Origin of the sequence: Variovorax paradoxus (assembly GCF_030815975.1) — a bacterium.
Taxonomy (GTDB): domain Bacteria; phylum Pseudomonadota; class Gammaproteobacteria; order Burkholderiales; family Burkholderiaceae_C; genus Variovorax; species Variovorax paradoxus_N.
The window spans coordinates 948,170-972,183 of record NZ_JAUSXL010000002.1; the positions used below are offsets into that span (position 1 = coordinate 948,170).

The window sequence follows — 24,014 nt, forward strand, 5'->3', positions numbered from 1 at the left end:
AACCCGCAATGAACGCCTCCTCCACGCACACCGCATCCCACACTGGCAGCTTCGCCCATGCCGGCACGCCGCGCAGCCTGCTGCTGCAACTGGCCGGCGCCGCGGCGCTGGGCCTGTTCGTTTTGTATGGCGTCGCCTTCGCCGAAAGCCCGCTCGCGCACAACGCCGCGCACGACGTGCGCCACGTCACGGTCAAGCCCTGCCACTGAGCACGGAACATTCCATGATCTTCCAACGATTGATCTGGTGCGCACTGGCGGTGGCCGTGCTGGTGGGCAGCGTGCAGACCGGTGTGCAGCACTGGCAGGCCACGCCGATCATCCTTGCAGCCGAGAGCTACGAGTCGCAGAAGGCCGCGCCCGCGGCCCACGACCATGACGCGGCCCATGCCCATGGCGATGCGGCGGATGGTGCGCCATGGCAGCCCGAAGACGGCGCCGAGCGCAGCTTCTGGAGCTGGATCTCCAACATGCTGCATGCCTTCAGCATGGCGCTGCTGGTCCTGGCGGCGATGGGCGTCTGCCTCTGGCGCGGCGCGAAGATGCGCTCGCTGCCGCTGGCGCTGCTGGGGTCTGCGGCCGGCTGGCTGAGCTTTCACTTCTTGCCGTCGCTGGGCCTGCCGGCCGAGATCCCCGGCATGGACGCGGCCCGGCTGGGTACGCGCCAGGGCTGGTGGGTGCTGGCCGCGGCCAGTGCGGTGCTGGCCTGCACTTCGCTCGCGGGCCTGCGCAGCGCCTTGCGCTGGCCCGCGGCCGCGGCCTGGCTGGCGCTGCCCTTCGTGGTGGGCGCGCCGCAGGCCGCGGGCGATCCTTTCGCGGGCTTCGGTGCCGAGGCACAGGCCGCGCTGCGGGCACTCGATGCCCGCTTCATCTGGGCGACCACCTGGATCTCGTTGAGCTTTTGGGCCTCGACCGGCGTGGCCTGCGGCCTGGCTTTCGAGCGCTGGCTGCGGCCCGCGCTGGCCAGTGCATTCGGCCCTGCGCGCACGGCATCGGCGCTGGAGGTGAACCCATGAGCGGCAAGATTTCGCTCGTGGGCATCGGCCCCGGCCACCACGACCACATGACGCGGCGCGCACTGGCCGCGATCGCCGAAGCCGACGTGGTGGTCGGCTACAGCACCTACATCAAGCTGGTGGCCGACCTGCTCGAGGGCAAGGAAGTGATCCGCAAGGGCATGACCGAGGAGCTCGACCGCGCGGTCAATGCGCTCGAGCGTGCCCGCGAGGGCAAGAAGGTGGCGCTGATCTCCAGCGGCGATGCCGGTATCTACGGCATGGCCGGGCCAACCTACGAGGTGCTGTTCCAGGCCGGCTGGACGCCGGACTCCGACATCGCCGTCGAGGTGGTGCCCGGCGCGTCGGCCATCAACGCTTGCGCGGCGCTGGTGGGCGCGCCGCTCACGCACGACTTCTGCTCGATCTCGCTGAGCGACCTGCTCACGCCCTGGCCCGTGATTGCGCGGCGGCTCGACGCGGCGGCGGCGGCCGACTTCGTGGTGGCCCTCTACAACCCGAAGAGCGGACGGCGCACCCAGCAGATCGTGCAGGCGCAGCAGCTCTTTTTGCGGCACCGGCGGCCGGACACGCCGGTGGCCGTGGTCAAGTCGGCCTACCGCCGGCGCGAGCGCATCGAATTCACCACGCTCGCCCACATGAGCGAGTGCGACATCGGCATGCTGACGACCGTGCTCATCGGCAACAGCCACACCTTCGTGCAGCACGGCCTCATGGTCACGCCGCGCGGCTATGCCAACAAGTACGACCTGGACGACGGCGGCAACACGCGCAGCGGCGAGAAGCCCGGCCGCTCGCTGTCGACCGGCCTGCTGGGCTGGATGGCCAACCTGCGCGCCGACCATGCCGAAGGCGCGAGCGCCGCCGCGCTGGCGGCGCAGCACCGCTTGCCCGTCGACTACATCGAGGCCGTGCTTGCCGCACCGGCCGAGGAAGAAAGCGCCGCGGCCGCGCCGCTCGAGGAGGTGCAGGAATGACCGAAGTGGTCAAGCCGAAGATCGGCGCCTACAAGCGCCACCTGCTGGTCTGCACCGGGCCGCGCTGCAGCCCCGACGGCGCCTCGCAGGACCTGTTCGACAGCCTGGGCGACAAGTTCAAGGCCGCGGGCCTCAATGAAGGCACGCTGCGCGTCAAGCGCAGCCGTGTCGGCTGCTTCGCGGCCTGCAAGGGCGGACCGGTGATGTGCGTGCAGCCCGATGGCACCTGGTACTACAACGTCACGCCGGAGAACATGGACCGCATCCTGTCGCAGCACCTGGTGGGCGGGGTGGTGGTGGAAGACCTCGTGTTCCACCAGGGACCGGGCCTCGCGCCGGACGAAGACACCTGAGACGCCGCGAGCACCGGCTACTCGACAAAAAGCAGCGCCGGGCATTCGAGCGAAGCGCGCAAGGCCTGCACGAACTCGGCCGCCAGCTGGCCATCGACCACGCGGTGGTCGAAGGAGGACGACAGGTTCATCATGCGGCGCGCGACCACCGCGCCATCCTTCATCACCGGGCGCTGCGCGATGCGGTTGACGCCGACGATCGCCACTTCGGGCGCGTTGATGATCGGCGTGGACGCGATGCCGCCCAGCGCGCCGAGGCTGGTGACGGTGAGGGTCGAGCCGCTCAGCTCGTCGCGCGTGGCCCTGCCCGCGCGCGCGGCCTCGGCCAGGCGCGCGATCTCGGTTGCGCTGGACCAGGGATCGCGTGCTTCCGCGTGGCGCAGCACCGGCACCATGAGGCCGACCGCGGTCTGCGTCGCGATGCCGACATGCACCGCGCCATGGCGCGTGAGCACGCCCGTCTCGTCATCGAAGCGGGCATTGATCTGCGGGAAATGCGGCACGGCCAGCACGATGGCGCGCACCAGCAGCGGCAGCAGCGTCAGGTGCGCCCGCTCGCTGCCCCAGCGTTCGTTGAGCCGCGCGCGCAGCAGCTCGAGCTCGGTCACGTCGACTTCCTCGACGTAAGTGAAGTGCGGAATGCGGCGCATCGCATCCTGCATGCGCTGTGCGATGCGGCGGCGCACGCCGGTCACGGGCACGGCTTCTTCGTCGTGGCGCTCCGCGTAGCGCGGCGGGCCCGGCGCCTGCGCGCCCTGCTTGCGCAGCAGCCAGGCGTCGAGGTCCTCGTGCAGGATGCGGCCCTCCGCGGCGCTGCCCGGCACCTGCTGCAGATCGATGCCGAGCACCGCGGCCCGGTGGCGCACCGCGGGCGCGGCGAGCGGCTTGCCGGACGGTGGGAGGGTGCGCTCGGCCGGTGCTGATTTCGCCGATGCCGATGCCGATGCCGATGCCGGTGTCGATGCCCGTGCAGATGCAGGTGCAGGCACGAGTGCGCGTGCGGGCGCGACCGGCATCGCCGCCGCCTCGCCGCCCGCCCCCACATCGATCCGGATCAGCTCCGCGCCCACCGCGAGCTGCTGCCCCACTTCGCCGCCGAGCGCGAGCACCCGGCCCGCGACCGGCGAGGGAATCTCGACGGTGGCCTTGTCGGTCATCACGTCGGCCAGCGCCTGGTCTTCGGCCACCGTGTCGCCGGGCTGCACGCGCCACGCGACCAGCTCCACCTCGGCAATGCCTTCGCCAAGGTCCGGCACCTTGATCGCATGCGTTGCCATTCAGTTCTCCATGACGCGGCGCAAGGCCGCGCCGACGCGCGCCGGGCCCGGAAAGTAGGCCCACTCCTGCGCATGCGGATAGGGCGTGTCCCAGCCGGCCACGCGCTCGATCGGCGCCTCCAGGTGGTGAAAGCAATGCTCCTGCACCAGCGCCGTCAGCTCGGCGCCGAAGCCGTTGGTTCGCGTGGCCTCGTGCACGATCACGCAGCGGCCGGTCTTCTTGACCGAGGCGACCAGCGTCTCCAGGTCCAGCGGCCACAGGCTGCGCAGGTCGATGATCTCGGCATCGATGCCGGTCTCCCGCGCGGCCGCTTCCGAGACGAACACCATGGTGCCGTAGCTGATCACCGTCAGGTCGGCGCCGGGGCGGAACACAGTGGCCGATTCGAGCGGCACCGTGTAGTAGCCCTCGGGCACCTCGCCCAGTGGATGCGCCGACCAGGACACCAGCGGCCGGTCGTGGTGGCCGTCGAAGGGGCCGTTGTAGAGGCGCTTGGGCTCCAGAAAGATGACCGGATCGTCGTTCTCGATCGAGGCGATCAAGAGGCCCTTGGCATCGCGCGGATTCGACGGCATCACCGTGCGCAGCCCGCAGACGTGCGTGAACAGCGCCTCCGGGCTCTGGCTGTGCGTCTGGCCGCCGTAGATGCCGCCGCCGCAAGGCATGCGGATGGTGATCGGCGCGGTGAAGTCGCCCGCCGAGCGGTAGCGCAGGCGCGCCGCCTCGGACACGATCTGGTCGTAGGCCGGATAGACGTAGTCGGCAAACTGCACTTCCACCACCGGGCGCAGGCCGTAGGCGCCCATGCCGATGGCCGAGCCGACGATGCCGCCCTCGTTGATCGGCGCGTCGAACACGCGCGAGCGGCCGTACTTGGCCTGCAGGCCTTCGGTGCAGCGGAACACGCCGCCGAAGTAGCCCACGTCCTGGCCGTAGATGATCACGTTGTCGTCGCGCTCGAGCATCACGTCCATGGCGGAGCGCAGGGCCTGGATCATGGTCATCGAAGCCATGGCGTCATCCCTCGGACGACAGCTGTTCACGCTGCCGCTTCAGGTGTTCGGGCATCTCCCTGTAGACGTCCTCGAACATGGTCGCGGCGCCGGCGACGTGGCCGTCGGCCATGGAGCCGAAGCGCTCCGCCTCCTTCAGCGCGGCGTTCACCTGCGCCTCCAGCTCGGCCTGCGTCTGGTCGTGCTCCTGCTGCGACCAGGCGCCGATGGCCCTCAGGTGCTGCGCCAGGCGCGGGATCGGGTCGCCCAGCGGAAAATGCGCCCAGTCGTCGGCCGGCCGGTAGCGCGAGGGATCGTCCGAGGTCGAATGGGCGCCGGCGCGGTAGGTGACCCATTCGATCAGCGTCGGCCCGAGGTTGCTGCGGGCGCGCTCCGCGGCCCAGCGCGAGGCCGCCAGCACCGCGAGAAAGTCGTTGCCGTCCACGCGCAGCGACGCGATGCCGCAGCCCACGCCGCGCGCCGCGAAGGTGGTGGCCTCGCCGCCGGCAATGGCCTGGAAGGTCGAGATCGCCCACTGGTTGTTGACCACATTGAGGATCACCGGCGCGCGGTACACATGCGCGAAGGTCAGCGCCGTGTGGAAGTCCGACTCGGCGGTGGCGCCGTCGCCGATCCAGCCCGAGGCGATGCGCGTGTCGCCCTTGATCGCCGAGGCCATGGCCCAGCCCACTGCCTGGATGAACTGCGTGGCCAGGTTGCCCGAGATCGAGAAGAAGCCGGCGCGCTTCATCGAATAGCACACCGGCAGCTGCCGCCCCTTGAGCGGATCGCGCTCGTTGGACATCAGCTCGCAGATCAGTTCGAGCAGCGTCACGTCCTCGCGCGCCAGCAGCAGGCCCTGCTGGCGGTAGGTGGGAAAGCACATGTCGCCCTGCTGCAGCACCAGCGCGTGGCCGGTGGCGATGGCCTCCTCGCCGAGGCACTGGATGTAGAACGAGATCTTCTTCTGCCGCTGCGCGATCAGCATGCGGGCGTCGAAGGCGCGCGTCTTCATCATCGCGCGCAGGCCGCGGCGCAGCAGCTCGGGGTCGGCCTCGGGCGCCCATGGGCCGACCGCGCGGCCCTCGTCGTCGAGCACGCGCACCAGCGTGTAGGCCAGATCGCTGGTGTCGGCCGGCGATGCGTCGATCGGTGGTTTTCGCACCTCGCCGGCACGCGACAGGTGGAGATACGAAAAGTCGGTCTCATGTCCCGGCCGCCCCGTGGGCTCCGGCACATGCAGACGAAGAGATGCGCCCTGGCTCATCGCGTTGTCTCCGCGCTCGATGGGGATCGCTCGCCAGCAAAGCCTAGCGAATTTCAGGCGGGAGCGCAGTCGGTCAATCGCGTATTTTTTCTTGCCGGCGCCTCATCAGGCCCCGGCTTCGAAGAAGGCCAGCTTGCGCGCGCGAGGCAGCGCCTTGACCCTGATTTCCGCCCGCAGCGCGGCGCCCTTGTCAGGGTATGCGCGGGCCGCAAGCACGCGCAGCGGAGGACGCGCGCGGGTGAACTTGGCGCCGAGTCCGAAGACGTGCTGAAAGAAACGCTGCTCCACGTCGAGCGCGATCCCCGCGTAGTACACGCCGCCTTCGCATTCCAGGAGGTAGAGCCAGTAGGGCACGGGCGCGGGGTCGGGCAAGGTTCGAGGCACGGCCGGATTGTGCAGCGTCCGCCGCGAGCCGCCCTTCACCGGCGTCGGCTTTGCGGAACCATCGATCGAACGCGCTGCTGCAGGCGTACAGTCGAGAAACGGGCCCGCTGGCGCCGGCAGCCGCCGCAGCCATGTCCGGGCTTTCCACGAATGGAGGTCGAAGATGGCCCAGCATGCGATTACCGCTGTTCACTTCAGGGACGGCAAGATGGATCTCGTCGCCATTCACCAGGTTGCGGAGAAGGAGTTCGGTTCGACGGAATTTTCGCTCGGCACGGCACAGCGGATCAGCGTCGGCGAATGCGCCGATCTCATCGCCGCCGGCGAGGAGGTGTGCCTTGCGCGGCGCACCGAAAGCCACGCCTGGGAAGTCATTTGCGACGTCCAGCTCCTGCCGGGCGGAGCCGGCATCACTGGCGTCGACATCGTGGGTCGTCCCAATGATGCTTTGCACGAGCTTCCTGTGTGGGACTGAGGGTGTAGCCCGGTTGCCAGGTTTATTGCAAATCCATTGCTAGATTATTTTGCAAATCGAGTAACGGCCGCAGCCCCCGCCCTCACTCCACCGTCACGCTCTTGGCCAGATTGCGCGGCTTGTCGACATCGGTCCCTCGCGCGCAAGCCGTGTGGTAGGCCAGCAATTGCAGCGGCACCACATGCAGCAGCGGCGACAGTGCGCCGTAGTGCTCGGGCATGCGGATCACGTGCAGGCCTTCGCTGCCCTTGATCTTGGTGTCTCCGTCGGCCAGCACGTAGAGCACGCCGCCGCGCGCACGCACTTCCTGCAGGTTGCTCTTGAGCTTTTCGAGCAGGGTGTCGTTGGGTGCCACGGCCACCACCGGCATTTCACTCGTCACCAGCGCGAGCGGGCCGTGCTTGAGCTCGCCGGCGGCATAGGCCTCGGCGTGGATGTAGGTCACTTCCTTGAGCTTGAGCGCGCCTTCGAGCGCAATCGGATAGTGCAGCCCGCGGCCGAGGAAAAGCGCGTTGTCCTTGCGCGCGAAGTCCTCGGCCCAGCCGATGATCTGCGGCTCGAGCGCGAGCACCGATTGCAGCGCGACGGGCAGATGGCGCATCTCCTTCAGGTAGCGGGCCTCATCGGCCTCGCTCAGGCGCCCCTTGGTCTGCGCGATGGCGAGCGTCAGCAAGAAGAGCCCGGCCAGCTGCGTGGTGAAGGCCTTGGTCGAGGCCACGCCAATTTCCACCCCGGCGCGCGTGATGTAGGCCAGCTTGCATTCGCGCACCATCGCGCTGGTGGCCACGTTGCAGATGGTGAGCGTCTGTTCCATGCCCAGCGAGCGCGCATGCTTGAGCGCGGCCAGCGTGTCGGCGGTTTCGCCCGACTGGCTGATGGTGACGACCAGCGTCTTGGGGTCGGGCACCGAATCGCGGTAGCGGTATTCGCTCGCGATCTCGACCTGCGTCGAGATCTTCGCGATGCCCTCGAGCCAGTACTTGGCGGTGCAGCCGCTGTAGTAGCTGGTGCCGCAGGCCAGGATGAGGATCTTGTCGATGTCCTTGAACACGCGGTGCGCGCTCGCCCCGGTGGCGCCGTCCTGCCCCACGCCGTCGAACAGCTCGGGCACGATGCCGGCCACGCCTTCGAGCGTGTCGCCGATGGCGCGCGGCTGCTCGAAGATCTCCTTCTGCATGTAGTGGCGGTACGGGCCGAGTTCGGCCGCGCCGCTGTGCGCCTGCACGGTGCGCACCTGGCGCTGCACGGGCTTGTGGTTGCGGTCGACGATCCAGTACTTGCCGGGCTGCACGTCGACCACGTCGCCTTCTTCGAGGTAGACGATCTGGTCGGTCACGCCGGCCAGGGCCATGGCATCGCTCGCAAGGAAGTTCTCGCCGCCTTCCTTGCCCGCGCCAAGGATCAGCGGCGAGCCCGCGCGCGCGCCCACCACGCGCTGCGGCTCGTCGCGGCACATCACGGCAATGGCATAGGCGCCGTGCAGCTGCAGCACCGCGGCCTTCACGGCCTCGAACAGGTCGCCGTCGTAGAGGCTGTCGACGAGGTGGGCGATGACCTCGGTGTCGGTCTGGCTCTCGAACACGTAGCCCTTGGCTTCGAGCGCCGCGCGCAGGGGTTCGTGGTTCTCGATGATGCCGTTGTGCACCAGCGCAATGCGGCCCGGCCGCGCGCCTTGCGCATCGGCGCCGGGGCCGTGGCTGAAGTGCGGATGGGCGTTGTGCACGGCCGGTGCGCCGTGCGTGGCCCAGCGCGTGTGGGCAATGCCGGTCAGGCCTTCCACATGGTCTTCGCGCACCTGCGTGACGAGATCCGCCACGCGCGAGGTGGTGCGCGCCCGCGAGAGCCCGCCCGCATGGACCGCCACGCCGCAGGAGTCGTACCCGCGGTATTCGAGCCTCTGGAGGCCCTGGACCAGGACCGGAACGATGTTGCGATGGGACGCTGCGCCGACGATGCCGCACATGGTGAGCTGCCTTTGAATGGAGGAGAGAGGCCTGATGGTAGGAAGCAGTTGAAAAAATATGTGTTCGAAATACCGTTGATTTCGAACTTTTCTTCCAACTTCTCCTGTGATTGGATTTTTATTCCATAATTTATACAAATATGGAACCAATCTCCCTGGATGCAATAGACCTCCGCCTGCTCGATGCGCTCCAGCGCGATGCTTCGCAGACCAACCAGCGGCTGGCCGCCGATGTGGGCATCTCGCCGCCCACCTGCCTGCGCCGCGTTCAGCGCCTGCGGCAGGAGGGACTCATCGAGCGCCAGGTCGCGCTGCTCTCGCCCGATCGGCTCGCCACGGTGCTCGGCCACGGCTTGCAGGCGGTGGTCGAGATCTCGCTGGACCGGCAGGATGCCGTGGCCCTCGACGCCTTCGAAGCCCGCGTGATCGCCGACGACGCCGTGCAGCAATGCTGGCGCGTGTCGCCGGGACCGGACTTCGTGCTGGTGGTGGCGGCGCGCGACATGCCGGACTACGGCGTGCTCACGCAGCGCCTGTTCACGGCCGACGCCAATGTGCGCAACGTGAAGGCCTTCTTCAGCCTGAATCGCGCCAAGTTCGAGCCCAGGGTACCGTTGGGGTGAGACCCCGGCTTGACGTGTTGTGCTTTGTTCAGGGCGCTGCTGTTCGGGCGCTGCTGTTCAGGGCGCGCTCCCGCCGACGGGGTACCTTGCTCCGCGAATGTCCCCCGCCCTTCGGGCTCCTCCTTTATTTCGCTGCGCAAGGCACCCCATCAGCGTGATCGTTGTTCAGCGCGGTGGTTGATCAGCGGTACACCACGAGCGTGCCCAGGTGCACAGGGCATCGGGTGCTCCCCGCAGCGAAATCAAGGAGGAGGCCGAAGGCCGGGGGACATTCGCGGAGGGGAGTACCCGGTGGCCTGTGCACGCGCCCTGAACAACAGCGAACAACAGCGAACAAGAGGCCCCGGTCCCCGCGGCTTTCAGGCCTTGGGGTTTTTCTGCGGCCGCTTCCAATTGGAAAAGCTGACCTGCTTGCCGCGCGCCACGGTCAGCGCGCCGGCCTCGGTGGATTTGTTGATGGTCGAGCCGCCGCCGATGGTGCCGCCCGCGCCGATGGTGACCGGCGCCACCAGCACGCAATTGCTGCCCACGTGCACGTCGTCCTCGATGATGGTGCGGTGCTTGTTGGCGCCGTCGTAGTTGGCCGTGATGCTGCCCGCGCCGTAGTTGACTCGCTCGCCCACCGTCGCATCGCCCAGGTACGCCAGGTGGTTGGCCTTGGCGCCGGCGGCCAGCGTCGAGTTCTTGACCTCGACGAAGTTGCCGATGTGCACCTCGGCGCCCAGTTGCGCGCCGGGCCGCAGCCGCGCGAACGGGCCGACGAGCGCGCCCGTGCCCACCATCACGCCGGCCTTCTCGCCGTCGATGTGCGTGAACGGGTGGATCACCGCGCCCGCCTCGATGCGCGCATTGGCAACCACGCAGTTGGCGCCGATGCGAACGCCCTCGCCCAGCGACACGCGGCCTTCGAACACACAGTTGACGTCGATCTCCACGTCGCCTCCGCAATCCAGCGTGCCGCGCAGGTCGAAGCGCGCCGGATCGGCCAGTCGCACGCCCTGCGCCATCAGCGCATCGGCCTGCCGCAGTTGCCAGGCCCGCTCCAGCGCCGCCAGTTGCGCGGGGCTGTTGATGCCGGCCACCTGCAGCGCGTCGGCGATGACATGCGCGACAACCGGCACATCATCGGCCGCGGCCAGCTTGACGATGTCGGTGAGGTAGTACTCGCCCTGGGCATTGCGGTTGTCCAGCCGCGCGAGCCAGCCCTTGAGCAGCGCGGCGGGCACGGCCATCACGCCGCTGTATATCTCGCGGATTTCGCGCTGCGCCTCGGTGGCGTCCTTCTGCTCGACGATGGCCGTGACCTCGCCGGCCTCCTGCCCCGCGGCGCGAACGATGCGCCCATAGCCCGCGGGATCGTCGAACTCGATGGTCAGCAGCGCGAGCCGCCGGCCCGCGCTGGCGGCGATCAGCGCGCGCAACGTGTCCTCGCCGATCAACGGCACGTCGCCCGACAGCACCAGCACCGTGCCGTCATCGGGCAACAGCGGAATCGCCTGCTGCACCGCATGGCCGGTGCCCAGCTGCGGCTCCTGCCGCGCGAACTGCAGCGCGGCGCCGACGGCGCTGCCGGACATGGCCGCCTCGACTTCGGCCGCGCCGTGGCCAGTGACCACCACCACATGGCGCGCACCGATGCGCGCGGCGGTGTCGGTCACGTGGGCGAGCAATGCGCGCCCGGCCAAACGATGCAACACTTTGGGCAGCCTGCTTTTCATGCGCGTGCCCTTGCCGGCCGCCATGATGACGACGTCGACCGGTCCCTGGTTGTCCTGCGGAATCTGATTCATGCTTCTTTCTACCCGAATGCGTTGCGCCAAGTTGGCGCGGATTATCGGCGTGCTGCTGGTGGCCGCCGCGCTCGCGGCCTGCAGCACGGTCAGGCTGGCCTACAACAACCTGCCCGAAGTGAGCTACTGGTGGCTCGACACCTACCTCGATTTCGACGGCTCGCAAACGCCCAGGGTGCGCGACGAGCTCGCGCAATTGCTGAGCTGGCACCGCCAGAACGAGCTGCCCCGGATCGCCGGCCTGCTGCAGGAAGCCCAGGCCCTGGCGCCTCGCGATGTGACCGCGACCCAGGCCTGCCGCATGGCGGACCAGATCCGCGAGCGGCTGCTGGCGGTCGCCGAGCGCGCGGAGCCGGCGGGCACCGAACTGGCATTGAGCCTGACCGAGGCGCAGCTGCAGCAGCTCGAGCGCAAATACGCGAAGAACAATGCCGACTACCGCAAGGAATGGCTCGACCGCAGCATCGCGGATGTGCAGGAAAAGCGCTACGACCGCTTCCTCGACCGCCTGGAAGATTTCTATGGCCGGCTGGGTCCGGAGCAGCGCGACCTGCTGCGCCGGCAGGTCGCGCAGTCGGTGTTCGATCCGCGGCTGGCCGATGCCGAGCGCCGCCAGCGCCAGCAGGAGGCGCTGCAACTGCTGCGCGGCTTCAATGCCGCCAAGCCCGCCGCGGCCGAAGCGCGCGCGGCCATCCATGCCTACGTGATGCGCATCGCGGATCCGCCGCCCGGCCCCTGGCGCGATCATCAGCAAGCCCTGCTGCAGGAAGGCTGCCGCAATCTGGCCGCGCTGCACAACACCACCAGCGCCGGCCAGCGGGAGCAGGCAGTGCGCCGGCTGCAGGCTTACCAGGACGACCTGCGGCAGCTGGTGGCCGCGCGTTAGTTAGTTAGCTAGATCAGCGGTGTCGGCCGTATCGGCCGCTCGAAATAATCCCCCAGGGTCTCGAGCGCGCGGGGTTCGAGAATGCGCAGCCACCCCGCCTCGAGCTTGTAGAGCCCCAGGCTCTGCAGCCGGCGCAGCGTCTTGTTGGTATGCACCAGCGACAGCCCCAGCGCATCGGCCAGGTGCTGCTGGCTGAATGGAAACTCGACCCAGCCGTCGCGCACCATGCCCACGCGCTGCGCCCGGCGGTACAGGTGCATCAGCAGCATGGCCACGCGCTCGGCCGCATTGCGGCGGCCCGTGCTCACCAGGTTGTCGTCGACCAGTTTTTCCTCGCGCGCGGCCAGCCAGGTGATGTGGTAGCCGAGCTTCGGCTGGGCATGGAACAGCGCCCAGAGCCTGCCGCGCGGAAACACGCACAGCGTGGCGTCGCTCGCGGCCTCCACGCCATGCGTGTGGCCGTCGGCAAACTCGTCCTGCAGGCCGATGAAGTCGCCGGGCAGCAGAAAGCTCAGGATCTGGCGCCGGCCGTCGCTCAGCGTCTTGTAGCGAAAGGCCCATCCAGCATAGAGCGTGAACAGTTCGGCGCTCGGCCGGTGCTCGTCGATGATCGTGGCGCCGGCGGCGACGCGGCGGGAGCCGGCCCTGAAGGATGCGATGGCTTCGAGCTCTTCGGGCGCCACGCCCTGGAAGGCCTCCATCTTCCGCAGCGCGCAGCGCTCGCAGGGATGGGGTCCCACAGGGGGTGACGCGGGGGGTGCATGGTCCTCGAATTTCACGCGCCACTATAGGCTTTGGGCCTGTGTCTTTTGACATTTCGCAGGGCCAGCGAGCTTCCTACACTTCGGCTGTCTTTCGCTCCCCTCCCGCATGACAGAAGAACAAGTTCTCCACGAAGTCTTTTATTGCAGCATGCTCACGCCGGACCTGCCGCCGGCCACCGTCGGCTCGATCGTGACCCTGGCGCGCGCACGCAATGCCCAGTACGGCATCACCGGCCTTCTGGTCTTCGACGGCATGCGTTTCTGCCAGCACCTCGAAGGCCCGCAGTGGACGGTGGACACACTGATGCGCCGCATCGAACGGGATCCCCGGCACACTGCCGTCAAGGTGTTCCACCGCGGGCCGCTGCCGGCACGCCGCTACAGCGGCTTTGGCATGGGCCTGGCCGAAAGCGAAGGCCCCGACCTCATGGCCGGCATCCAGGCGCTGGACGGCGAAGCCGCGCTGCGGCATTTCCTGGCCCTGCGCCCCAGCTTCGACATCAACGGCTGAAAAAAGAAAAAGGCGGCCGAAGCCGCCCTTGCGTCCATGGAAGGTCGAGCGGCGCTCAGGCCTGGTCCCACGAGTAGGTGGCACCGTAGCCATCCCACGCTTCCATGACGATGCGCTGGCCGGCGGCCACGTTCAGCGATTCGCCCGGGGCCAGCACCAGGTCTTCGCTGGCGTTGGCGGCGGTCGCATCCGGCGTGACCCAGACCCGGCCCTGCTTGACGCGCAGCACGCTGGCCGACCGCGCCTTCAGGCTCATCGCCTCGCCGGGCGCGATCTGCCAGGCACCGCGGCGCACGGCCGGCGGAACGGCGGAAGCGGTACGGGCAGAAGACGGCAGGGAAGCAAGCGATTCGGTGGTGCAGACGGCGGTGGACATGATGAAAACTCCTTGGGCGTTCTCCGAAGTGCGATGACAAGACAGAGGCAATGGCGCAGTTCGGGAATGAATGATCGTTTGCGCGGCGTTGGCAGTCCAATGAAAACGAGGTAGCCTACTGATTCCGAAACCGCATCAATCGATCGATGCCGCCCACGCCCCCATCCATGCAGCATTCGCAAACCCACCTGCGCTCCCGCCCCATCTCCGCGGGGCACCTGCGCGCCTTCGAGGCGGTGGCGCGCCATCTCAACTTCCGCGCCGCCGCCGAAGAAATGGCGCTCACCCAGTCCGCGGTGAGCCGCCAGATCCAGTCTCTGGAGGAAGAAGTGGGCGTGGCGCTGTTCCTGCGCCACACGCGTGCGGTGGAGCTCACGAGCGCCGGGGCGCAGCTGCTGCTTGCGGTGCAGCAGTCGCTGCCGCGCATCGACACGGCCGTACGCCAGATCCGCCAGAGCGCGGGGCGCAAGAGCGTGTCGCTCACCACTTTTGCGTCTTTTGCGTCGATGTGGCTGATCCCGCGGCTCGAGGCCTTCCAGCGCGACAACCCCGAGATCGACATCCGCATCGACGCCAGCGACGTGGCGGTCGACCTGGAGGTGGCGGACGTCGACATCGCGCTGCGCTACGGCACGCGCGAAGTGATGCCGCCCACCGCCGTGCGGCTGTTCGGCGAAACCCTCACGCCGGTGGCGAGCCCCTGGCTGCTGAAGAGCAGCCCGCCCATCAGGACGCCCGCCGACATCGCCGGCTTCACGCTGATCGAGGCCGGCGACGCGCACCGCACGCACCTCGAATGGCTGACCTGGCGGCGCTGGTTCGAAGTGAACGGCCTGGAACGCGCGCAGCCCAAGCGCTGGCTCTACTTCAACTACGCCTACCAGATGGTGCAGGCGGCGCTCACCGGCCAGGGCGTGACGCTGGCGCGCAGCTCGCTCATCGCCGAAAGCCTGGCCAACGGCGACCTGGTGGAGGTGCTGCCGCAGCACCGCATGGATTCGCCGATGGGCTACTGGCTCATCGCCGGGCCGCGCAATGCGCTGCGGCCCGAGATCAAGGCCTTCTGGGACTGGCTGCAGGTGCAGGCGATCACCACGCGCGAGACCATCGGCGAGGTGCCCGATCCGGACACCGTGGACAACATCGACTGAAACGAGCCCACCCCCGTCCCTCGCTCACTCCGTGTAGCTCGACTCCCCCCTCGAGGGGGCAACACCAGCGGCCCGGCAAAGCCGGTTCCGCGGTGTCACTTGGCTCACCCCCAGTCTTCGCGCACTTCGTGTCGCTACGCCAACCCCCTACCGGGGGCAACACCAGCGGCCCGGCAAAGCCGGTTCCGCGGTGTTCCTGGCCTGGGCCGCGCCCGTTTCGTGACGGGCTCAGCCGGCAGGCCAGACGACGCCGTTGTCGTTCAGGATGGCGTCCAGCGGCAGGTCGTGCGCCTCGGGCTCGAAATCTTCGAGGAAGCCGTTGGTGAAGCCCAGCCCCACCGTGAACGGCCGCGGCTCCAGCGCGGCCAGCGTGCGGTCGTAGAAGCCGCCGCCGTAGCCCAGCCGGTAGCCACCGGCGCTGTAGCCCACGCAGGGCACGAACAGCAGCGTGGGCACGATCAGCTCGGTGTCCTTGGGCTTGGGAATGCCGTAGGCGTCTTCCTCCATCTGGCAGCCCGGATACCAGGCGTGGAAGGTCAGCGTCTTGTGCACCTTGTTCATCACCGGCAGCCCGATGCGGCGGCGCTGCGGCTCGTCGATCAGTTCGCCGTCCTCCTTCCAGCGGTGCAGCGCGGGCAGCGGATCGAACTCGCCCTTGATCGGCCAGTAGGCGCCGATCACGGTGTCGGGCCGGCCGACCAGCCAGATGCGCATCACGCGCTGCAGCAGGTCGGCCTTGGCGAGCCGGTCGGGCATGGCCAGGCGCTGCTCGATCAGTGCTTTTCTCACCTGATCCTTGAGAAAACTCGTGGTCGCCGAGGTGTCGGCATCCTTTGACTTGTCCATAATCCCCCGATGCAGTTCCCAAGCATTTTGGCACCCATGCGCCATCGCCCGCGCAATGCAGCGTCCGCGCTGGTTTTTTCCGCCGTTGTGGGGGCCGCCGCACTGCTTTCGCAGCAGCCCGCCGCCGCACAGGCCAACAGCAACGACGACGTGCTGGTCCAGATGAAGCAGGCCTTCCAGCGCGGCGACAAGGGCCGGCTCGCGGCGCTGCTGCCGCAGGCGCGCGGCCATGCGCTCGAACCCTGGGCCGCCTACTGGGAACTCAAGGCCCGCCTGCAGGAAGCCGCGCCCAATGAGGTGCAGGACTTCTTCGCGCGCTATCCCGGCACCTACCAGGAAGACCGGCTGCGCAACGACTGGCTGCTGCTGCTGGGCCAGCGCCGCGATTGGGACGGCTTTTCCGCCGCGCTGGACGGCTTCCGCATGGGCGACGACGCGCAGGTGCGCTGCTATGCGATCCTGGTCGAGGCCCTGCGTTCCGGCAGTGCCACGCAGGCCCAGGCCGACGAGGTGCGCCGCAGCTGGTTCGGCCAGAAGGAAGCGGACGACGGCTGCCTCACCGCGGCCGACCGCATGGTTGCGGCCCGCCTGATGTCGCCCAACGACGCCTGGAAGAAGGCGCGCCTGGCCATGGAGGCCAACCGCCCGCAGGCCGCGCGCGGGGCCGTGATCATCGCCGCGCCCGATGCGCTGCCGCTGTTCGAAGAGCTCAACGCCAGCGCGGCCAAGTTTCTGACCGGCCGCGCCTTCGTGGCCGCCAAGTCGCGCAAGGAACTGGTGGTGCTGGCGCTCATCAAGATCGCCATGGCCGACCCGGAGCAGGCCGCCACCCAGCTCGACAGCAAGTGGGGCCCGATGCTTTCCGCGGAAGAGCGCAACTGGCTCTGGGGCACCATCGGCCGCCAGGCCGCCAGCAAGCTCTCGCCGCTGGCCGGCAGCTACTTCGCCAACGTCACGAAGAACGGCGACCTGACCGACGACATGCTGGGCTGGCGCGTGCGCGCCGCGCTGCGCAACGGCCAGTGGAAGGAGGTGGCGCCCGCCATCAACGCGATGAGCGAAACCGCCCAGCTGGAGCCGACCTGGATCTACTGGAAGGCACGCGCGCTCGGCGCTGCGGGTGGCGACGAGCGCCGCGCGCAGGCGCGCGAGCTCTACCAGAGCATTGCGGGCACGCGCGGCTTCTACGAGATGCTGGCGCTGGAGGAACTCGGCCAGCGCACCGTGGTGCCCACGCGCCCCGCGCCGCTCACGCCCGAGGAGAAGAACGCCGCGCGCAGCAACATCGCGCTCAACCGCGCGCTCTACGCGATTGCCATCGGCCTGCGCTCCGAAGGCACGCGCGAATGGAACTACGCCACCAACATGCACGACAAGGGCGGCATGGACGACCGCGCGCTGCTGGCCGCGGCCGACTTCGCCTGCCAGCGCGAGGTGTGGGACCGCTGCATCAACACCAGCGAGCGCACCAAGGGCGTGATCGACGTCGAGCAGCGCTTTCCCATGCCCTTCCACGACACGGTGCTGCGCAAGAGCCAGGACATCGGGCTCGACCCGGCCTACGTCTACGGGCTGATCCGCCAGGAAAGCCGCTTCATCATGGACGCGCGCTCGGGCGTCGGCGCCTCGGGCCTGATGCAGGTCATGCCCGCCACCGCGCGCTGGACCGCGCGCAAGATCGGCATGGCCGACTTCACGCCGGGGCAGATCAACGACCGCGAGACCAACATCACCATCGGCACCAACTACCTGAAGCTCGCGCTCGACGACTTCGACGGCTCCATGGCGCTGGCCGCGGCCGCCTACAACGCCGGCCCCGGCCGGCCGCGCAGCTGGCGCAACGGCCCGGTGGTGGAAGCGGCCATCTGGGCCGAGAACGTGCCCTTCAACGAAACGCGCGACTATGTGAAGAAGGTGCTCGCCAACACCACCAACTACGCCGCGCTGATCAGCGGACGCCCGCAGTCGCTGAAGGAGCGCCTGGGCCGCGTGGGGCCGCGCGACGCGGCGGAGCCCGAACCCAACAAGGATCTCCCCTGACATGAGCTGGGGCGGCCAGGTGCTCGACACCGTCGCGGCCGAATTCTCGGACGTGGGCGATGCCGCGCAGCTCACGCGCATCGTCGTTCGCCTGATGCTCGCGTCGGTGCTCGGATTCATGCTCGGCTTCGAGCGCGAGCAGCATGGCAAGGCGGCTGGCGTGCGCACCCACATGCTGGTGGCCATCGGCTCGGCGCTGTTCGTGCTGATTCCGCAGCAGACCGGCATCGTGCCGGGCGACATGAGCCGGGTGATCCAGGGCCTGGTGGCGGGCGTGGGCTTTCTCTGCGCCGGCACCATCCTCAAGCAAGGCCGGAAAGAGCACCAGGTGCAGGGCCTCACCACCGCCGCCGGGCTGTGGATGACAGCGGCCATCGGCATGGCCTGCGGGCTCGGCCGCGAAGTCACCGCCATCTTGAGCGCGCTGCTGGCGCTGGCCGTGCTCGCACTGGTGCCGCGCCTGGTCGAACTGGTCGAGCGCATGGCCGGGCCGCCGCGCGCCGAGGACCAGGCCGGCGAGGCGCCGCGCGTGATCGCCTCGCCTGAAGACCAGCCACCGCCGCCCCCGCGCTGAAGAAGAAAGCGGCGCCGCGGCGCATCAATTCGGCCGCGTTTCGGCATCAATTGGCGGGTGCGGCCCCGCTAGCATCGAAGGTTTTTCTCTCTCGTCCCAACCGCAGGATCGCACCATGCGCAAGCTCTACATCGGCAACAAGAATTACTCGTCCTGGTCCATGCGGCCCTGGGTGCTCATGAAGCAGGCCGGCATCCCGTTCGAAGAGGTGATGGTGCGCTTCGATTCGTTCGACGCCAATTCGCAGTTCAAGAACACCATCGGCGCGCTCAACCCGGTGGCCAAGGTGCCGGTGCTGGTCGATGGCGACCTGGTGGTGTGGGACACGCTCGCCATTGCCGAATACCTGGCCGAGACCTTTCCCGAGAAGCAACTCTGGCCCCGCGCCGCGGCCGACCGGGCCCGCGCGCGCAGCATCTGCGCCGAAATGCACGCGGGCTTCAGCAGCCTGCGCAATATTTGCGGCATGAACATCGAGGCATCGCTGGCCGACGTCGGCACACGGCTCCTGAAAGACGATCCCGGCCTGCAAGGCGAGATCGACCGCATCGTGCAGATGTGGAGCGGCCTGCTCGATGCCCATGGTGGCCCCCTGCTGTTCGGCGAATTCAGCATTGCCGACAGCTACTTTGCACCGGTGGGCACGCGCATCAAGACCTATGGACTGCCGGTGCCGCCGGCCATCACCGCCTACATCGAACGCGTGCAGGCCCTGCCCGGCGTCAAGGCATGGATCGACGATGCCCTGGCCGAGAAGGACTTCCTGGCGTTCGAAGAGCCCTACCGCACGGGGCGCTGAGGCTCTTCGGGTCCAGGCGCCTCTTTTAGAAGCGGTAGGTCGCCGAAAGATAGGTCACGATCGGATTCAGCTTGAGCCGGGCCTCGCTGGTGGCAACCGGCAGGCCGGTGATCGTGGTGGTCGTGAGCTTGGCCTTGGTCTTGAGCGGAATGTAGGAGACCGAGAACGACACGCCCCAGTGCTTGTCGATCTGGTAGGCCACGCCGGCGTTGAGCACGGGCGCGAACGAGCTGTCGAGCTTGGCGGTGGTCGAGGTGGAAAGCGGCCGCTGGCGCAGCTGGCTGCCCAGCGCGCCCTGGAGCCCCGGCGTCAGCTGGATGTCGCTGTACCAGACATAGGTCGCTCCCAGGCCCACGAACGGACGCAGTGCGGCATTGCCCTCGTTGAAGTAATACTTGCCGAGGATGGTGGGGCTCCATTGGCGCGCTTCACCGAGTTCGCCCACGCGCGCCAGCGTGCCGGTGCCGTTGAGCTTGAACTTCGGCGGAATGCCGAACACGCCCTCGACAGCCCAGTGGCTGTCGACAAAATAAACGGCACTCAGGCCCAGCGTGTCTGAATCCTTGATCGACGCGCCGGAACCGGCCAGCACGCTGCGCACCGGTGCCGTCAGCGTGAGCGGCTTGCTCGAATCCTGCGGCGCGAAATGAAGCCAACCCGCGCCGACAACCCAGTCTCCAGCGTTTTGCGCCCATGCGCTCCCGGATGCCAGCGCGCCCATTGCCGTCAGCGCGAGCATTGTTTTCTTCATGACGTGATTACTCCTTTTGGTTTAAAAATCTGCAGCGCGTGGCCTCCACTGCAACAGCGGCTGCTTTTCGGGCAAATCCGCGAACGATCATTCGATTTGCCAGGAAATTATCGAACGGTCGTTCTATTTTTTCCAACTGGAGTAATCCCTACACTGGTGCCATGAAAACCTATCTCGTCGGCGGCGCGCTACGCGACCGGCTGCTCGGGCGGCCGGTGTCGGACCACGACTGGCTCGTGGTGGGCGCCACGCCCGAGGAAATGGCGGCGCGCGGCTACCTGCCCGTGGGGCGCGACTTTCCGGTGTTCCTGCACCCGCAGACCCGCGAGGAATACGCGCTGGCCCGCACCGAACGCAAGAGCGCGCCGGGCTACCGCGGCTTCACCGTGCACGCCTCGCCCGACGTCACGCTCGAGCAGGACCTGGCGCGACGCGACCTCACGGTCAACGCCATCGCGCTGCCGGCGGAGTTCGTGGATGCCGACGGCCGCTTCGAGCCCGACGCCGACAAGCTCGCCGACCCCTTCCACGGCCGGCGCGACCTTCAGCAACGGCTGCTGCGCCATGTCACCGATGCCTTTCGCGAAGACCCGGTGCGCATCCTGCGGGTGGCGCGCTTCGCGGCGCGCTTCGACGATTTTTCCGTCGCGCCCGAAACCATGGCCCTGATGCGCGAGATGGTCGAAGCCGGCGAAGCCGATGCGCTGGTGCCCGAGCGCGTCTGGCAGGAGCTGGCGCGCGGGCTCATGGAAACCCGCCCGTCGCGCATGTTCGAGGTGCTGCGCGCCTGCGGGGCGCTGGCGGTGCTGCTGCCCGAGGTCGACCGGCTCTGGGGCGTGCCGCAGCCCGAGGCCCATCATCCCGAAGTGGACAGCGGCGTGCACCTGATGATGGTCATCGACACCAGCGCCAGGCTGCAGGCTTCGCTGCCGGTGCGCTTCGCCTGCCTGATGCACGACCTCGGCAAGGGCACGACCGAGCCCGAGCTGCTGCCGCGCCACATCGGCCACGAGAAGCGCAGCGCCGAACTGCTGCGCGCGGTGTGCGATCGCTGGCGCGTGCCGGTCGAGATCCGCGAACTGGCCGAGGTGGTGGCACGCGAGCACGGCAACATCCACCGCAGCGGCGAGCTCGCGCCGGCGGCGCTGGTGCGCCTGCTGGAGCGCTGCGATGCGTTTCGCAAGCCGGCGCGCTTTGCCGACGTGCTGCTGGCGTGCGAGTGCGATGCCCGCGGCCGGCTCGGCTTCGAAGACCGGCCCTACCCGCAGCGCGAACGGCTGCTCGGGGTGCTGGCCACGGCGGCCGGCGTGCCCACCGATGCCGTGGCAAGCGCGGCGCAGCAATCCGGTGCCGCGGGACCGCAGATCGGCGAGGCGATCCATCGCGCACGCATCGAGGCCGTGGCGGCATCGCTGGGCTGAAGCCCCGCCGCAGACGTCCGACTTTGGCCGACACGGGAAATGCCAGGCCCGTGTTATGGTTTTCACCGATGCCAATGTCTTCCCAGTTGCCTCCTCCGTTGGGCCGAGATACCGCCCTCTTTCTCGACTTCGACGGCACGCTGGTCGCGCTCGCACCCACTCCCGAGGCGATCGAGATTCCTTCTGCCCTGGTGGCACTGCTCGAAGACCTGCGCGAACAGCTCGGCGGCGCGCTGGCCGTGGTGTCGGGCCGCCAGATCGATGCCATCGACCGCTTCCTTGCGCCGCTGCGCCTGCCTGCCGCCGGCGAGCACGGCGTGCAGCGGCGCGACTCGCAGGGCCGCATGCAGGAGCAGCACGCGCCCGACCTCGTGCCCATCCTGGACGTTGCCAACGAACTGGCCCGGGTGCATGAAGGCCTGCTGGTGGAGCGCAAGCATGCGGCCATCGCGCTGCACTATCGGCTCGCACCGCAGCTGGAAGCCGTGTGCCGCGATGCCATGTCGCGCGCCATCACGGGCCGGCCGCTGCTCGAACTCCTGCACGGCAAGTTCGTGTTCGAGGTCAAGCCCGTCGGAGTCAACAAGGGTCTTGCCATCGAGGCCTTCATGAACGAGGCTCCGTTCGCGGGGCGCCTGCCGGTCTTTGCCGGCGACGACACCACCGACGAGAGCGGCTTCGCGGTGGTGCAGCCGCGCGGCGGCGTCGGCATCAAGGTCGGCTCGGGCCCGAGCCTGGCGCTGCACCGGCTCGAATCGCCGCGCGCGGTCTACGAATGGCTGGTGCAGCTGCGCGACCAGCTGGCCGCGCCGGCCCACAAGAAAAACGGCGAATCCCCGAGGAGCGACGGATGAGCGAGCTGCAACTGTCGAAGGCACCCGAGGACCGCGCGGGCATCTCCCTTTCCGGCGCGGCCGGGCCGGCCGACCAGGCGCCGGTCGATCCGCACGCTGCGGCATCGGCCGTGCCGCGCGGCTTCGGGGCGCCGGCCGAGCCTTCGCTCAACGTCGGCGTGATCGGCAACTGCGCCTACAGCGCGCTCATCGATGCACGCGGGCGCGCCGTGTGGTGCTGCCTGCCGCGCTTCGACGGCGATCCAGTCTTCAATGCGCTGCTGCACCCGGGCGAGGATGCCGGCGCCTGGGCCATCGAGATCGAGGACTTCGCCTCCAGCAAGCAGTGGTACGAACCCAATACCGCGGTGCTGCGCACGCAGCTGTTCGACAGCGCCGGCCAGGGCATCGAGATCACCGACTTTGCGCCGCGCTTCTACAGCCGCTCGCGCTACTTCCGACCGCTGATGATGGTGCGCCGCGTGCGCCCGATTGCCGGCGCGCCGCGCATCCGCGTGGCGCTCGATCCACGCTTCCAGTGGGGCGCCTCGGCGCCGCTGGAGGTCACGCGCGGCAGCAACCACATCCGCTACGTGGGGCCGGACGTGACGCTGCGGCTCAACACCGACGCATCGATCTCGCACATTCTTTCGCGCCAGCCTTTCGTGCTTTCGCGCGAATACAACTTCATGTTCGGCGTCGACGAAACCCTGCTCGAGGGCATTGCCGACACCGCGCGCAGCTTCGAGCAGGAAACCATCTCCTACTGGCGCACCTGGAGCAAGCGGCTCGCGATTCCGTTCGAATACCAGGACGCGGTGATCCGCGCGGCCATCACGCTCAAGCTCTCGCTCTACGAAGATACCGGCGCCATCGTCGCCGCCATGACCACGAGCATTCCCGAGGCGCCGGGCAGCCAGCGCAACTGGGACTACCGCTACTGCTGGCTGCGCGATGCCTTCTTCGTGGTGCGCGCGCTCAACTCGCTGAGCGAGGTCGGCACCATGGAAGACTATCTGCGCTGGCTCGGCAACGTGGTGATCGGCTCGCACGGCGAGCACATCCAGCCGCTCTACGGCATCGGGCTGGAACGCGAACTGCCCGAATCGATGGTCGACAACCTGCAGGGCTACCGCGGCATGGGGCCGGTGCGCGTGGGCAACCAGGCGCAGGAGCACTTCCAGCACGACGTCTACGGCAACATCGTGCTCGGCGCGGCGCAGGCCTTCCATGACCACCGGCTGCTCGCCCGTGCGGGCGTGGCCGAGTTTCCGCACCTCGAGGCGGTGGGCGAGCAGGCCGTCCGCGTGTACGGCACGCCCGACGCCGGCATGTGGGAGCTGCGCACCCGCGCCCGTGTGCACACCAGCTCGGCGCTCATGAGCTGGGCCGCCTGCGACCGGCTCGCCAAGATCGCGCGCGCGCTGGCGCTGCCCGAACGCGCCGCCTACTGGCACGGCCACGCCGCGCGCATGAAGGAAGAAATTTTGGCCAAGTCGTGGTGCGAGGAGCGCCAGGCCTTTGCCGAAAGCTTCGGCGGCCATGAGCTCGACGCCAGCATCCTGCTGATGGTGGAGGTGGGACTGATCGACGCGCGCGACCCGCGCTTCATCTCCACCGTCGACGCCATGGAAAAGTCGCTCTGCGACGGCCCCTACATGCGCCGCTACGAAGCGGCCGACGATTTCGGCAAACCCGAGACCGCCTTCAACATCTGCACCTTCTGGCGCATCGACGCGCTCGCCAAGATCGGCCGCAAGGCCGAGGCGCGCCAGATCTTCGAGACCATGCTGGCGGCGCGCAACCCGCTCGGCCTGCTCTCGGAAGACACGCACCCCGTCACGGGCGAGATGTGGGGCAACTTTCCGCAGACGTACTCGATGGTCGGCATCATCAATGCGGCGGTGCGGCTGTCGGCGCCTTGGGATTCGTGCATATGAGCGCC

At 68.4% G+C, this 24,014-nt stretch carries 25 protein-coding genes; 15 read left to right on the forward strand and 10 right to left on the reverse strand.

The window, feature by feature from the left end; genetic code table 11:
* The first annotated feature begins 8 nt into the window (after positions 1 to 8).
* Genes QFZ47_RS08225 through QFZ47_RS08240 form a run of 4 tightly spaced genes read left to right on the forward strand, consistent with a single transcriptional unit; the run spans position 9 to position 2,345 of the window.
* Positions 9 to 209: a CbtB domain-containing protein gene (locus QFZ47_RS08225; protein ID WP_307655176.1), complete on the forward strand. Its 201-nt coding sequence runs from the start codon at positions 9 to 11 to the stop codon at positions 207 to 209.
* Positions 210 to 223: 14 nt separating this feature from the next.
* Positions 224 to 1,015: a CbtA family protein gene (locus tag QFZ47_RS08230; RefSeq protein WP_307655177.1), complete on the forward strand. Its 792-nt coding sequence runs from the start codon at positions 224 to 226 to the stop codon at positions 1,013 to 1,015.
* Positions 1,012 to 1,992: a precorrin-3B C(17)-methyltransferase gene (cobJ, locus tag QFZ47_RS08235; protein WP_307655178.1), complete on the forward strand. Its 981-nt coding sequence runs from the start codon at positions 1,012 to 1,014 to the stop codon at positions 1,990 to 1,992. Before QFZ47_RS08230 ends, cobJ begins: the two co-directional genes overlap by 4 nt.
* Positions 1,989 to 2,345: a (2Fe-2S) ferredoxin domain-containing protein gene (locus QFZ47_RS08240; protein WP_307655179.1), complete on the forward strand. Its 357-nt coding sequence runs from the start codon at positions 1,989 to 1,991 to the stop codon at positions 2,343 to 2,345. The genes cobJ and QFZ47_RS08240 overlap by 4 nt, the downstream gene beginning before the upstream one ends.
* 17 nt (positions 2,346 to 2,362) lie before the next feature.
* Here QFZ47_RS08240 and QFZ47_RS08245 read toward each other — a convergent pair whose 3' ends face one another.
* The 4 genes from QFZ47_RS08245 to QFZ47_RS08260 all read right to left on the reverse strand — a co-directional run bounded on the left by QFZ47_RS08245 (position 2,363) and on the right by QFZ47_RS08260 (position 6,305).
* Complete coding sequence (locus QFZ47_RS08245; RefSeq protein ID WP_307655180.1) at positions 2,363 to 3,622, reverse strand: dihydrolipoamide acetyltransferase family protein; 1,260 nt, start codon at positions 3,620 to 3,622, stop codon at positions 2,363 to 2,365.
* On the reverse strand, positions 3,623 to 4,636 hold the full coding sequence (locus QFZ47_RS08250) for an alpha-ketoacid dehydrogenase subunit beta (RefSeq protein ID WP_307655181.1): 1,014 nt from the start codon (positions 4,634 to 4,636) through the stop codon (positions 3,623 to 3,625).
* Between the two features lie 4 nt (positions 4,637 to 4,640).
* Entirely contained in the window at positions 4,641 to 5,882 is a 1,242-nt protein-coding gene (locus QFZ47_RS08255; RefSeq protein WP_307655182.1) for a 3-methyl-2-oxobutanoate dehydrogenase (2-methylpropanoyl-transferring) subunit alpha, read from the reverse strand.
* Positions 5,883 to 5,987: 105 nt separating this feature from the next.
* Positions 5,988 to 6,305, reverse strand: a complete 318-nt coding sequence (locus QFZ47_RS08260) for a GIY-YIG nuclease family protein (protein WP_307655183.1) — start codon at positions 6,303 to 6,305, stop codon at positions 5,988 to 5,990.
* Positions 6,306 to 6,429: 124 nt separating this feature from the next.
* On the opposite strand from QFZ47_RS08260, the gene QFZ47_RS08265 reads away from it, so the two are divergent.
* The gene (locus tag QFZ47_RS08265; protein ID WP_307655184.1) at positions 6,430 to 6,741 is read left to right on the forward strand and encodes a hypothetical protein; all 312 of its coding nucleotides are present in this window, start codon (positions 6,430 to 6,432) and stop codon (positions 6,739 to 6,741) included.
* Positions 6,742 to 6,823: 82 nt separating this feature from the next.
* Here QFZ47_RS08265 and glmS read toward each other — a convergent pair whose 3' ends face one another.
* Positions 6,824 to 8,704 (reverse strand): glutamine--fructose-6-phosphate transaminase (isomerizing), encoded by a 1,881-nt coding sequence (gene glmS / locus QFZ47_RS08270; protein WP_307655185.1) that lies wholly within the window; start codon positions 8,702 to 8,704, stop codon positions 6,824 to 6,826.
* A 140-nt stretch (positions 8,705 to 8,844) separates the two neighbouring features.
* Between glmS and QFZ47_RS08275 the strand changes: the two genes are divergently transcribed.
* Positions 8,845 to 9,327 carry an Lrp/AsnC family transcriptional regulator gene (locus tag QFZ47_RS08275; RefSeq protein ID WP_307655186.1) on the forward strand — a complete coding sequence of 161 codons (483 nt, stop codon included), beginning with the start codon at positions 8,845 to 8,847 and terminating at the stop codon, positions 9,325 to 9,327.
* 359 nt (positions 9,328 to 9,686) lie between these two features.
* Here the strand turns inward: QFZ47_RS08275 and glmU are convergent, their stop codons facing one another.
* Positions 9,687 to 11,117: a bifunctional UDP-N-acetylglucosamine diphosphorylase/glucosamine-1-phosphate N-acetyltransferase GlmU gene (gene glmU / locus QFZ47_RS08280; RefSeq protein ID WP_307655187.1), complete on the reverse strand. Its 1,431-nt coding sequence runs from the start codon at positions 11,115 to 11,117 to the stop codon at positions 9,687 to 9,689.
* On the opposite strand from glmU, the gene QFZ47_RS08285 reads away from it, so the two are divergent.
* Entirely contained in the window at positions 11,116 to 12,003 is an 888-nt protein-coding gene (locus QFZ47_RS08285; RefSeq protein ID WP_307655188.1) for a DUF6279 family lipoprotein, read from the forward strand. The genes glmU and QFZ47_RS08285 overlap by 2 nt on opposite strands.
* 8 nt (positions 12,004 to 12,011) lie before the next feature.
* Here the strand turns inward: QFZ47_RS08285 and QFZ47_RS08290 are convergent, their stop codons facing one another.
* Entirely contained in the window at positions 12,012 to 12,704 is a 693-nt protein-coding gene (locus tag QFZ47_RS08290; protein ID WP_307655189.1) for a Crp/Fnr family transcriptional regulator, read from the reverse strand.
* 169 nt (positions 12,705 to 12,873) lie between these two features.
* Between QFZ47_RS08290 and QFZ47_RS08295 the strand changes: the two genes are divergently transcribed.
* Positions 12,874 to 13,278, forward strand: coding sequence for a BLUF domain-containing protein (locus QFZ47_RS08295; protein ID WP_307655190.1), 405 nt, complete (start codon positions 12,874 to 12,876; stop codon positions 13,276 to 13,278).
* Positions 13,279 to 13,333: 55 nt separating this feature from the next.
* On the opposite strand, the gene QFZ47_RS08300 is transcribed toward QFZ47_RS08295, so the two are convergent.
* Entirely contained in the window at positions 13,334 to 13,654 is a 321-nt protein-coding gene (locus QFZ47_RS08300) for a DUF2917 domain-containing protein (RefSeq protein WP_307655191.1), read from the reverse strand.
* A 167-nt stretch (positions 13,655 to 13,821) separates the two neighbouring features.
* Between QFZ47_RS08300 and QFZ47_RS08305 the strand changes: the two genes are divergently transcribed.
* Positions 13,822 to 14,805 carry a LysR substrate-binding domain-containing protein gene (locus QFZ47_RS08305; protein ID WP_307655192.1) on the forward strand — a complete coding sequence of 328 codons (984 nt, stop codon included), beginning with the start codon at positions 13,822 to 13,824 and terminating at the stop codon, positions 14,803 to 14,805.
* A gap of 228 nt (positions 14,806 to 15,033) precedes the next feature.
* Here the strand turns inward: QFZ47_RS08305 and QFZ47_RS08310 are convergent, their stop codons facing one another.
* A complete protein-coding gene (locus QFZ47_RS08310) occupies positions 15,034 to 15,651 on the reverse strand; it encodes a 5-formyltetrahydrofolate cyclo-ligase (RefSeq protein ID WP_307655193.1) in 618 nt (205 codons plus the stop codon).
* A 36-nt stretch (positions 15,652 to 15,687) separates the two neighbouring features.
* On the opposite strand from QFZ47_RS08310, the gene QFZ47_RS08315 reads away from it, so the two are divergent.
* The 3 genes from QFZ47_RS08315 to QFZ47_RS08325 all read left to right on the forward strand — a co-directional run bounded on the left by QFZ47_RS08315 (position 15,688) and on the right by QFZ47_RS08325 (position 19,064).
* A complete protein-coding gene (locus QFZ47_RS08315) occupies positions 15,688 to 17,691 on the forward strand; it encodes a lytic transglycosylase domain-containing protein (RefSeq protein ID WP_370880572.1) in 2,004 nt (667 codons plus the stop codon).
* Position 17,692: 1 nt separating this feature from the next.
* A complete protein-coding gene (locus QFZ47_RS08320; protein WP_307655195.1) occupies positions 17,693 to 18,265 on the forward strand; it encodes an MgtC/SapB family protein in 573 nt (190 codons plus the stop codon).
* Positions 18,266 to 18,380: 115 nt separating this feature from the next.
* Positions 18,381 to 19,064, forward strand: a complete 684-nt coding sequence (locus tag QFZ47_RS08325) for a glutathione S-transferase family protein (protein ID WP_307655196.1) — start codon at positions 18,381 to 18,383, stop codon at positions 19,062 to 19,064.
* Between the two features lie 25 nt (positions 19,065 to 19,089).
* On the opposite strand, the gene QFZ47_RS08330 is transcribed toward QFZ47_RS08325, so the two are convergent.
* Complete coding sequence (locus QFZ47_RS08330) at positions 19,090 to 19,815, reverse strand: OmpW/AlkL family protein (RefSeq protein ID WP_307655197.1); 726 nt, start codon at positions 19,813 to 19,815, stop codon at positions 19,090 to 19,092.
* A gap of 161 nt (positions 19,816 to 19,976) precedes the next feature.
* On the opposite strand from QFZ47_RS08330, the gene QFZ47_RS08335 reads away from it, so the two are divergent.
* The 3 genes from QFZ47_RS08335 to QFZ47_RS08345 all read left to right on the forward strand — a co-directional run bounded on the left by QFZ47_RS08335 (position 19,977) and on the right by QFZ47_RS08345 (position 24,009).
* Positions 19,977 to 21,236 carry a multifunctional CCA addition/repair protein gene (locus tag QFZ47_RS08335; protein WP_307655198.1) on the forward strand — a complete coding sequence of 420 codons (1,260 nt, stop codon included), beginning with the start codon at positions 19,977 to 19,979 and terminating at the stop codon, positions 21,234 to 21,236.
* Positions 21,237 to 21,304: 68 nt separating this feature from the next.
* On the forward strand, positions 21,305 to 22,090 hold the full coding sequence (otsB, locus tag QFZ47_RS08340) for a trehalose-phosphatase (protein WP_307655199.1): 786 nt from the start codon (positions 21,305 to 21,307) through the stop codon (positions 22,088 to 22,090).
* On the forward strand, positions 22,087 to 24,009 hold the full coding sequence (locus QFZ47_RS08345; protein WP_307655200.1) for a glycoside hydrolase family 15 protein: 1,923 nt from the start codon (positions 22,087 to 22,089) through the stop codon (positions 24,007 to 24,009). Before otsB ends, QFZ47_RS08345 begins: the two co-directional genes overlap by 4 nt.
* Positions 24,010 to 24,014 lie beyond the last annotated feature (5 nt).

What these genes read in the sequence shown, in the direction of transcription:
- QFZ47_RS08225 (WP_307655176.1), top strand. Translation starts at nt 9, where the DNA reads ATGAACGCCTCCTCCACGCACACCGCATCCCACACTGGCAGCTTCGCC.
- QFZ47_RS08230 (WP_307655177.1), top strand. Translation starts at nt 224, where the DNA reads ATGATCTTCCAACGATTGATCTGGTGCGCACTGGCGGTGGCCGTGCTG.
- cobJ (WP_307655178.1), top strand. Translation starts at nt 1,012, where the DNA reads ATGAGCGGCAAGATTTCGCTCGTGGGCATCGGCCCCGGCCACCACGAC.
- QFZ47_RS08240 (WP_307655179.1), top strand. Translation starts at nt 1,989, where the DNA reads ATGACCGAAGTGGTCAAGCCGAAGATCGGCGCCTACAAGCGCCACCTG.
- QFZ47_RS08245 (WP_307655180.1), bottom strand. Translation starts at nt 3,622, where the DNA reads ATGGCAACGCATGCGATCAAGGTGCCGGACCTTGGCGAAGGCATTGCC.
- QFZ47_RS08250 (WP_307655181.1), bottom strand. Translation starts at nt 4,636, where the DNA reads ATGGCTTCGATGACCATGATCCAGGCCCTGCGCTCCGCCATGGACGTG.
- QFZ47_RS08255 (WP_307655182.1), bottom strand. Translation starts at nt 5,882, where the DNA reads ATGAGCCAGGGCGCATCTCTTCGTCTGCATGTGCCGGAGCCCACGGGG.
- QFZ47_RS08265 (WP_307655184.1), top strand. Translation starts at nt 6,430, where the DNA reads ATGGCCCAGCATGCGATTACCGCTGTTCACTTCAGGGACGGCAAGATG.
- glmS (WP_307655185.1), bottom strand. Translation starts at nt 8,704, where the DNA reads ATGTGCGGCATCGTCGGCGCAGCGTCCCATCGCAACATCGTTCCGGTC.
- QFZ47_RS08275 (WP_307655186.1), top strand. Translation starts at nt 8,845, where the DNA reads ATGGAACCAATCTCCCTGGATGCAATAGACCTCCGCCTGCTCGATGCG.
- QFZ47_RS08285 (WP_307655188.1), top strand. Translation starts at nt 11,116, where the DNA reads ATGCTTCTTTCTACCCGAATGCGTTGCGCCAAGTTGGCGCGGATTATC.
- glmU (WP_307655187.1), bottom strand. Translation starts at nt 11,117, where the DNA reads ATGAATCAGATTCCGCAGGACAACCAGGGACCGGTCGACGTCGTCATC.
- QFZ47_RS08290 (WP_307655189.1), bottom strand. Translation starts at nt 12,704, where the DNA reads ATGGAGGCCTTCCAGGGCGTGGCGCCCGAAGAGCTCGAAGCCATCGCA.
- QFZ47_RS08295 (WP_307655190.1), top strand. Translation starts at nt 12,874, where the DNA reads ATGACAGAAGAACAAGTTCTCCACGAAGTCTTTTATTGCAGCATGCTC.
- QFZ47_RS08300 (WP_307655191.1), bottom strand. Translation starts at nt 13,654, where the DNA reads ATGTCCACCGCCGTCTGCACCACCGAATCGCTTGCTTCCCTGCCGTCT.
- QFZ47_RS08305 (WP_307655192.1), top strand. Translation starts at nt 13,822, where the DNA reads ATGCAGCATTCGCAAACCCACCTGCGCTCCCGCCCCATCTCCGCGGGG.
- QFZ47_RS08310 (WP_307655193.1), bottom strand. Translation starts at nt 15,651, where the DNA reads ATGGACAAGTCAAAGGATGCCGACACCTCGGCGACCACGAGTTTTCTC.
- QFZ47_RS08315 (WP_370880572.1), top strand. Translation starts at nt 15,688, where the DNA reads ATGCGCCATCGCCCGCGCAATGCAGCGTCCGCGCTGGTTTTTTCCGCC.
- QFZ47_RS08320 (WP_307655195.1), top strand. Translation starts at nt 17,693, where the DNA reads ATGAGCTGGGGCGGCCAGGTGCTCGACACCGTCGCGGCCGAATTCTCG.
- QFZ47_RS08325 (WP_307655196.1), top strand. Translation starts at nt 18,381, where the DNA reads ATGCGCAAGCTCTACATCGGCAACAAGAATTACTCGTCCTGGTCCATG.
- QFZ47_RS08330 (WP_307655197.1), bottom strand. Translation starts at nt 19,815, where the DNA reads ATGAAGAAAACAATGCTCGCGCTGACGGCAATGGGCGCGCTGGCATCC.
- QFZ47_RS08335 (WP_307655198.1), top strand. Translation starts at nt 19,977, where the DNA reads ATGAAAACCTATCTCGTCGGCGGCGCGCTACGCGACCGGCTGCTCGGG.
- otsB (WP_307655199.1), top strand. Translation starts at nt 21,305, where the DNA reads ATGCCAATGTCTTCCCAGTTGCCTCCTCCGTTGGGCCGAGATACCGCC.
- QFZ47_RS08345 (WP_307655200.1), top strand. Translation starts at nt 22,087, where the DNA reads ATGAGCGAGCTGCAACTGTCGAAGGCACCCGAGGACCGCGCGGGCATC.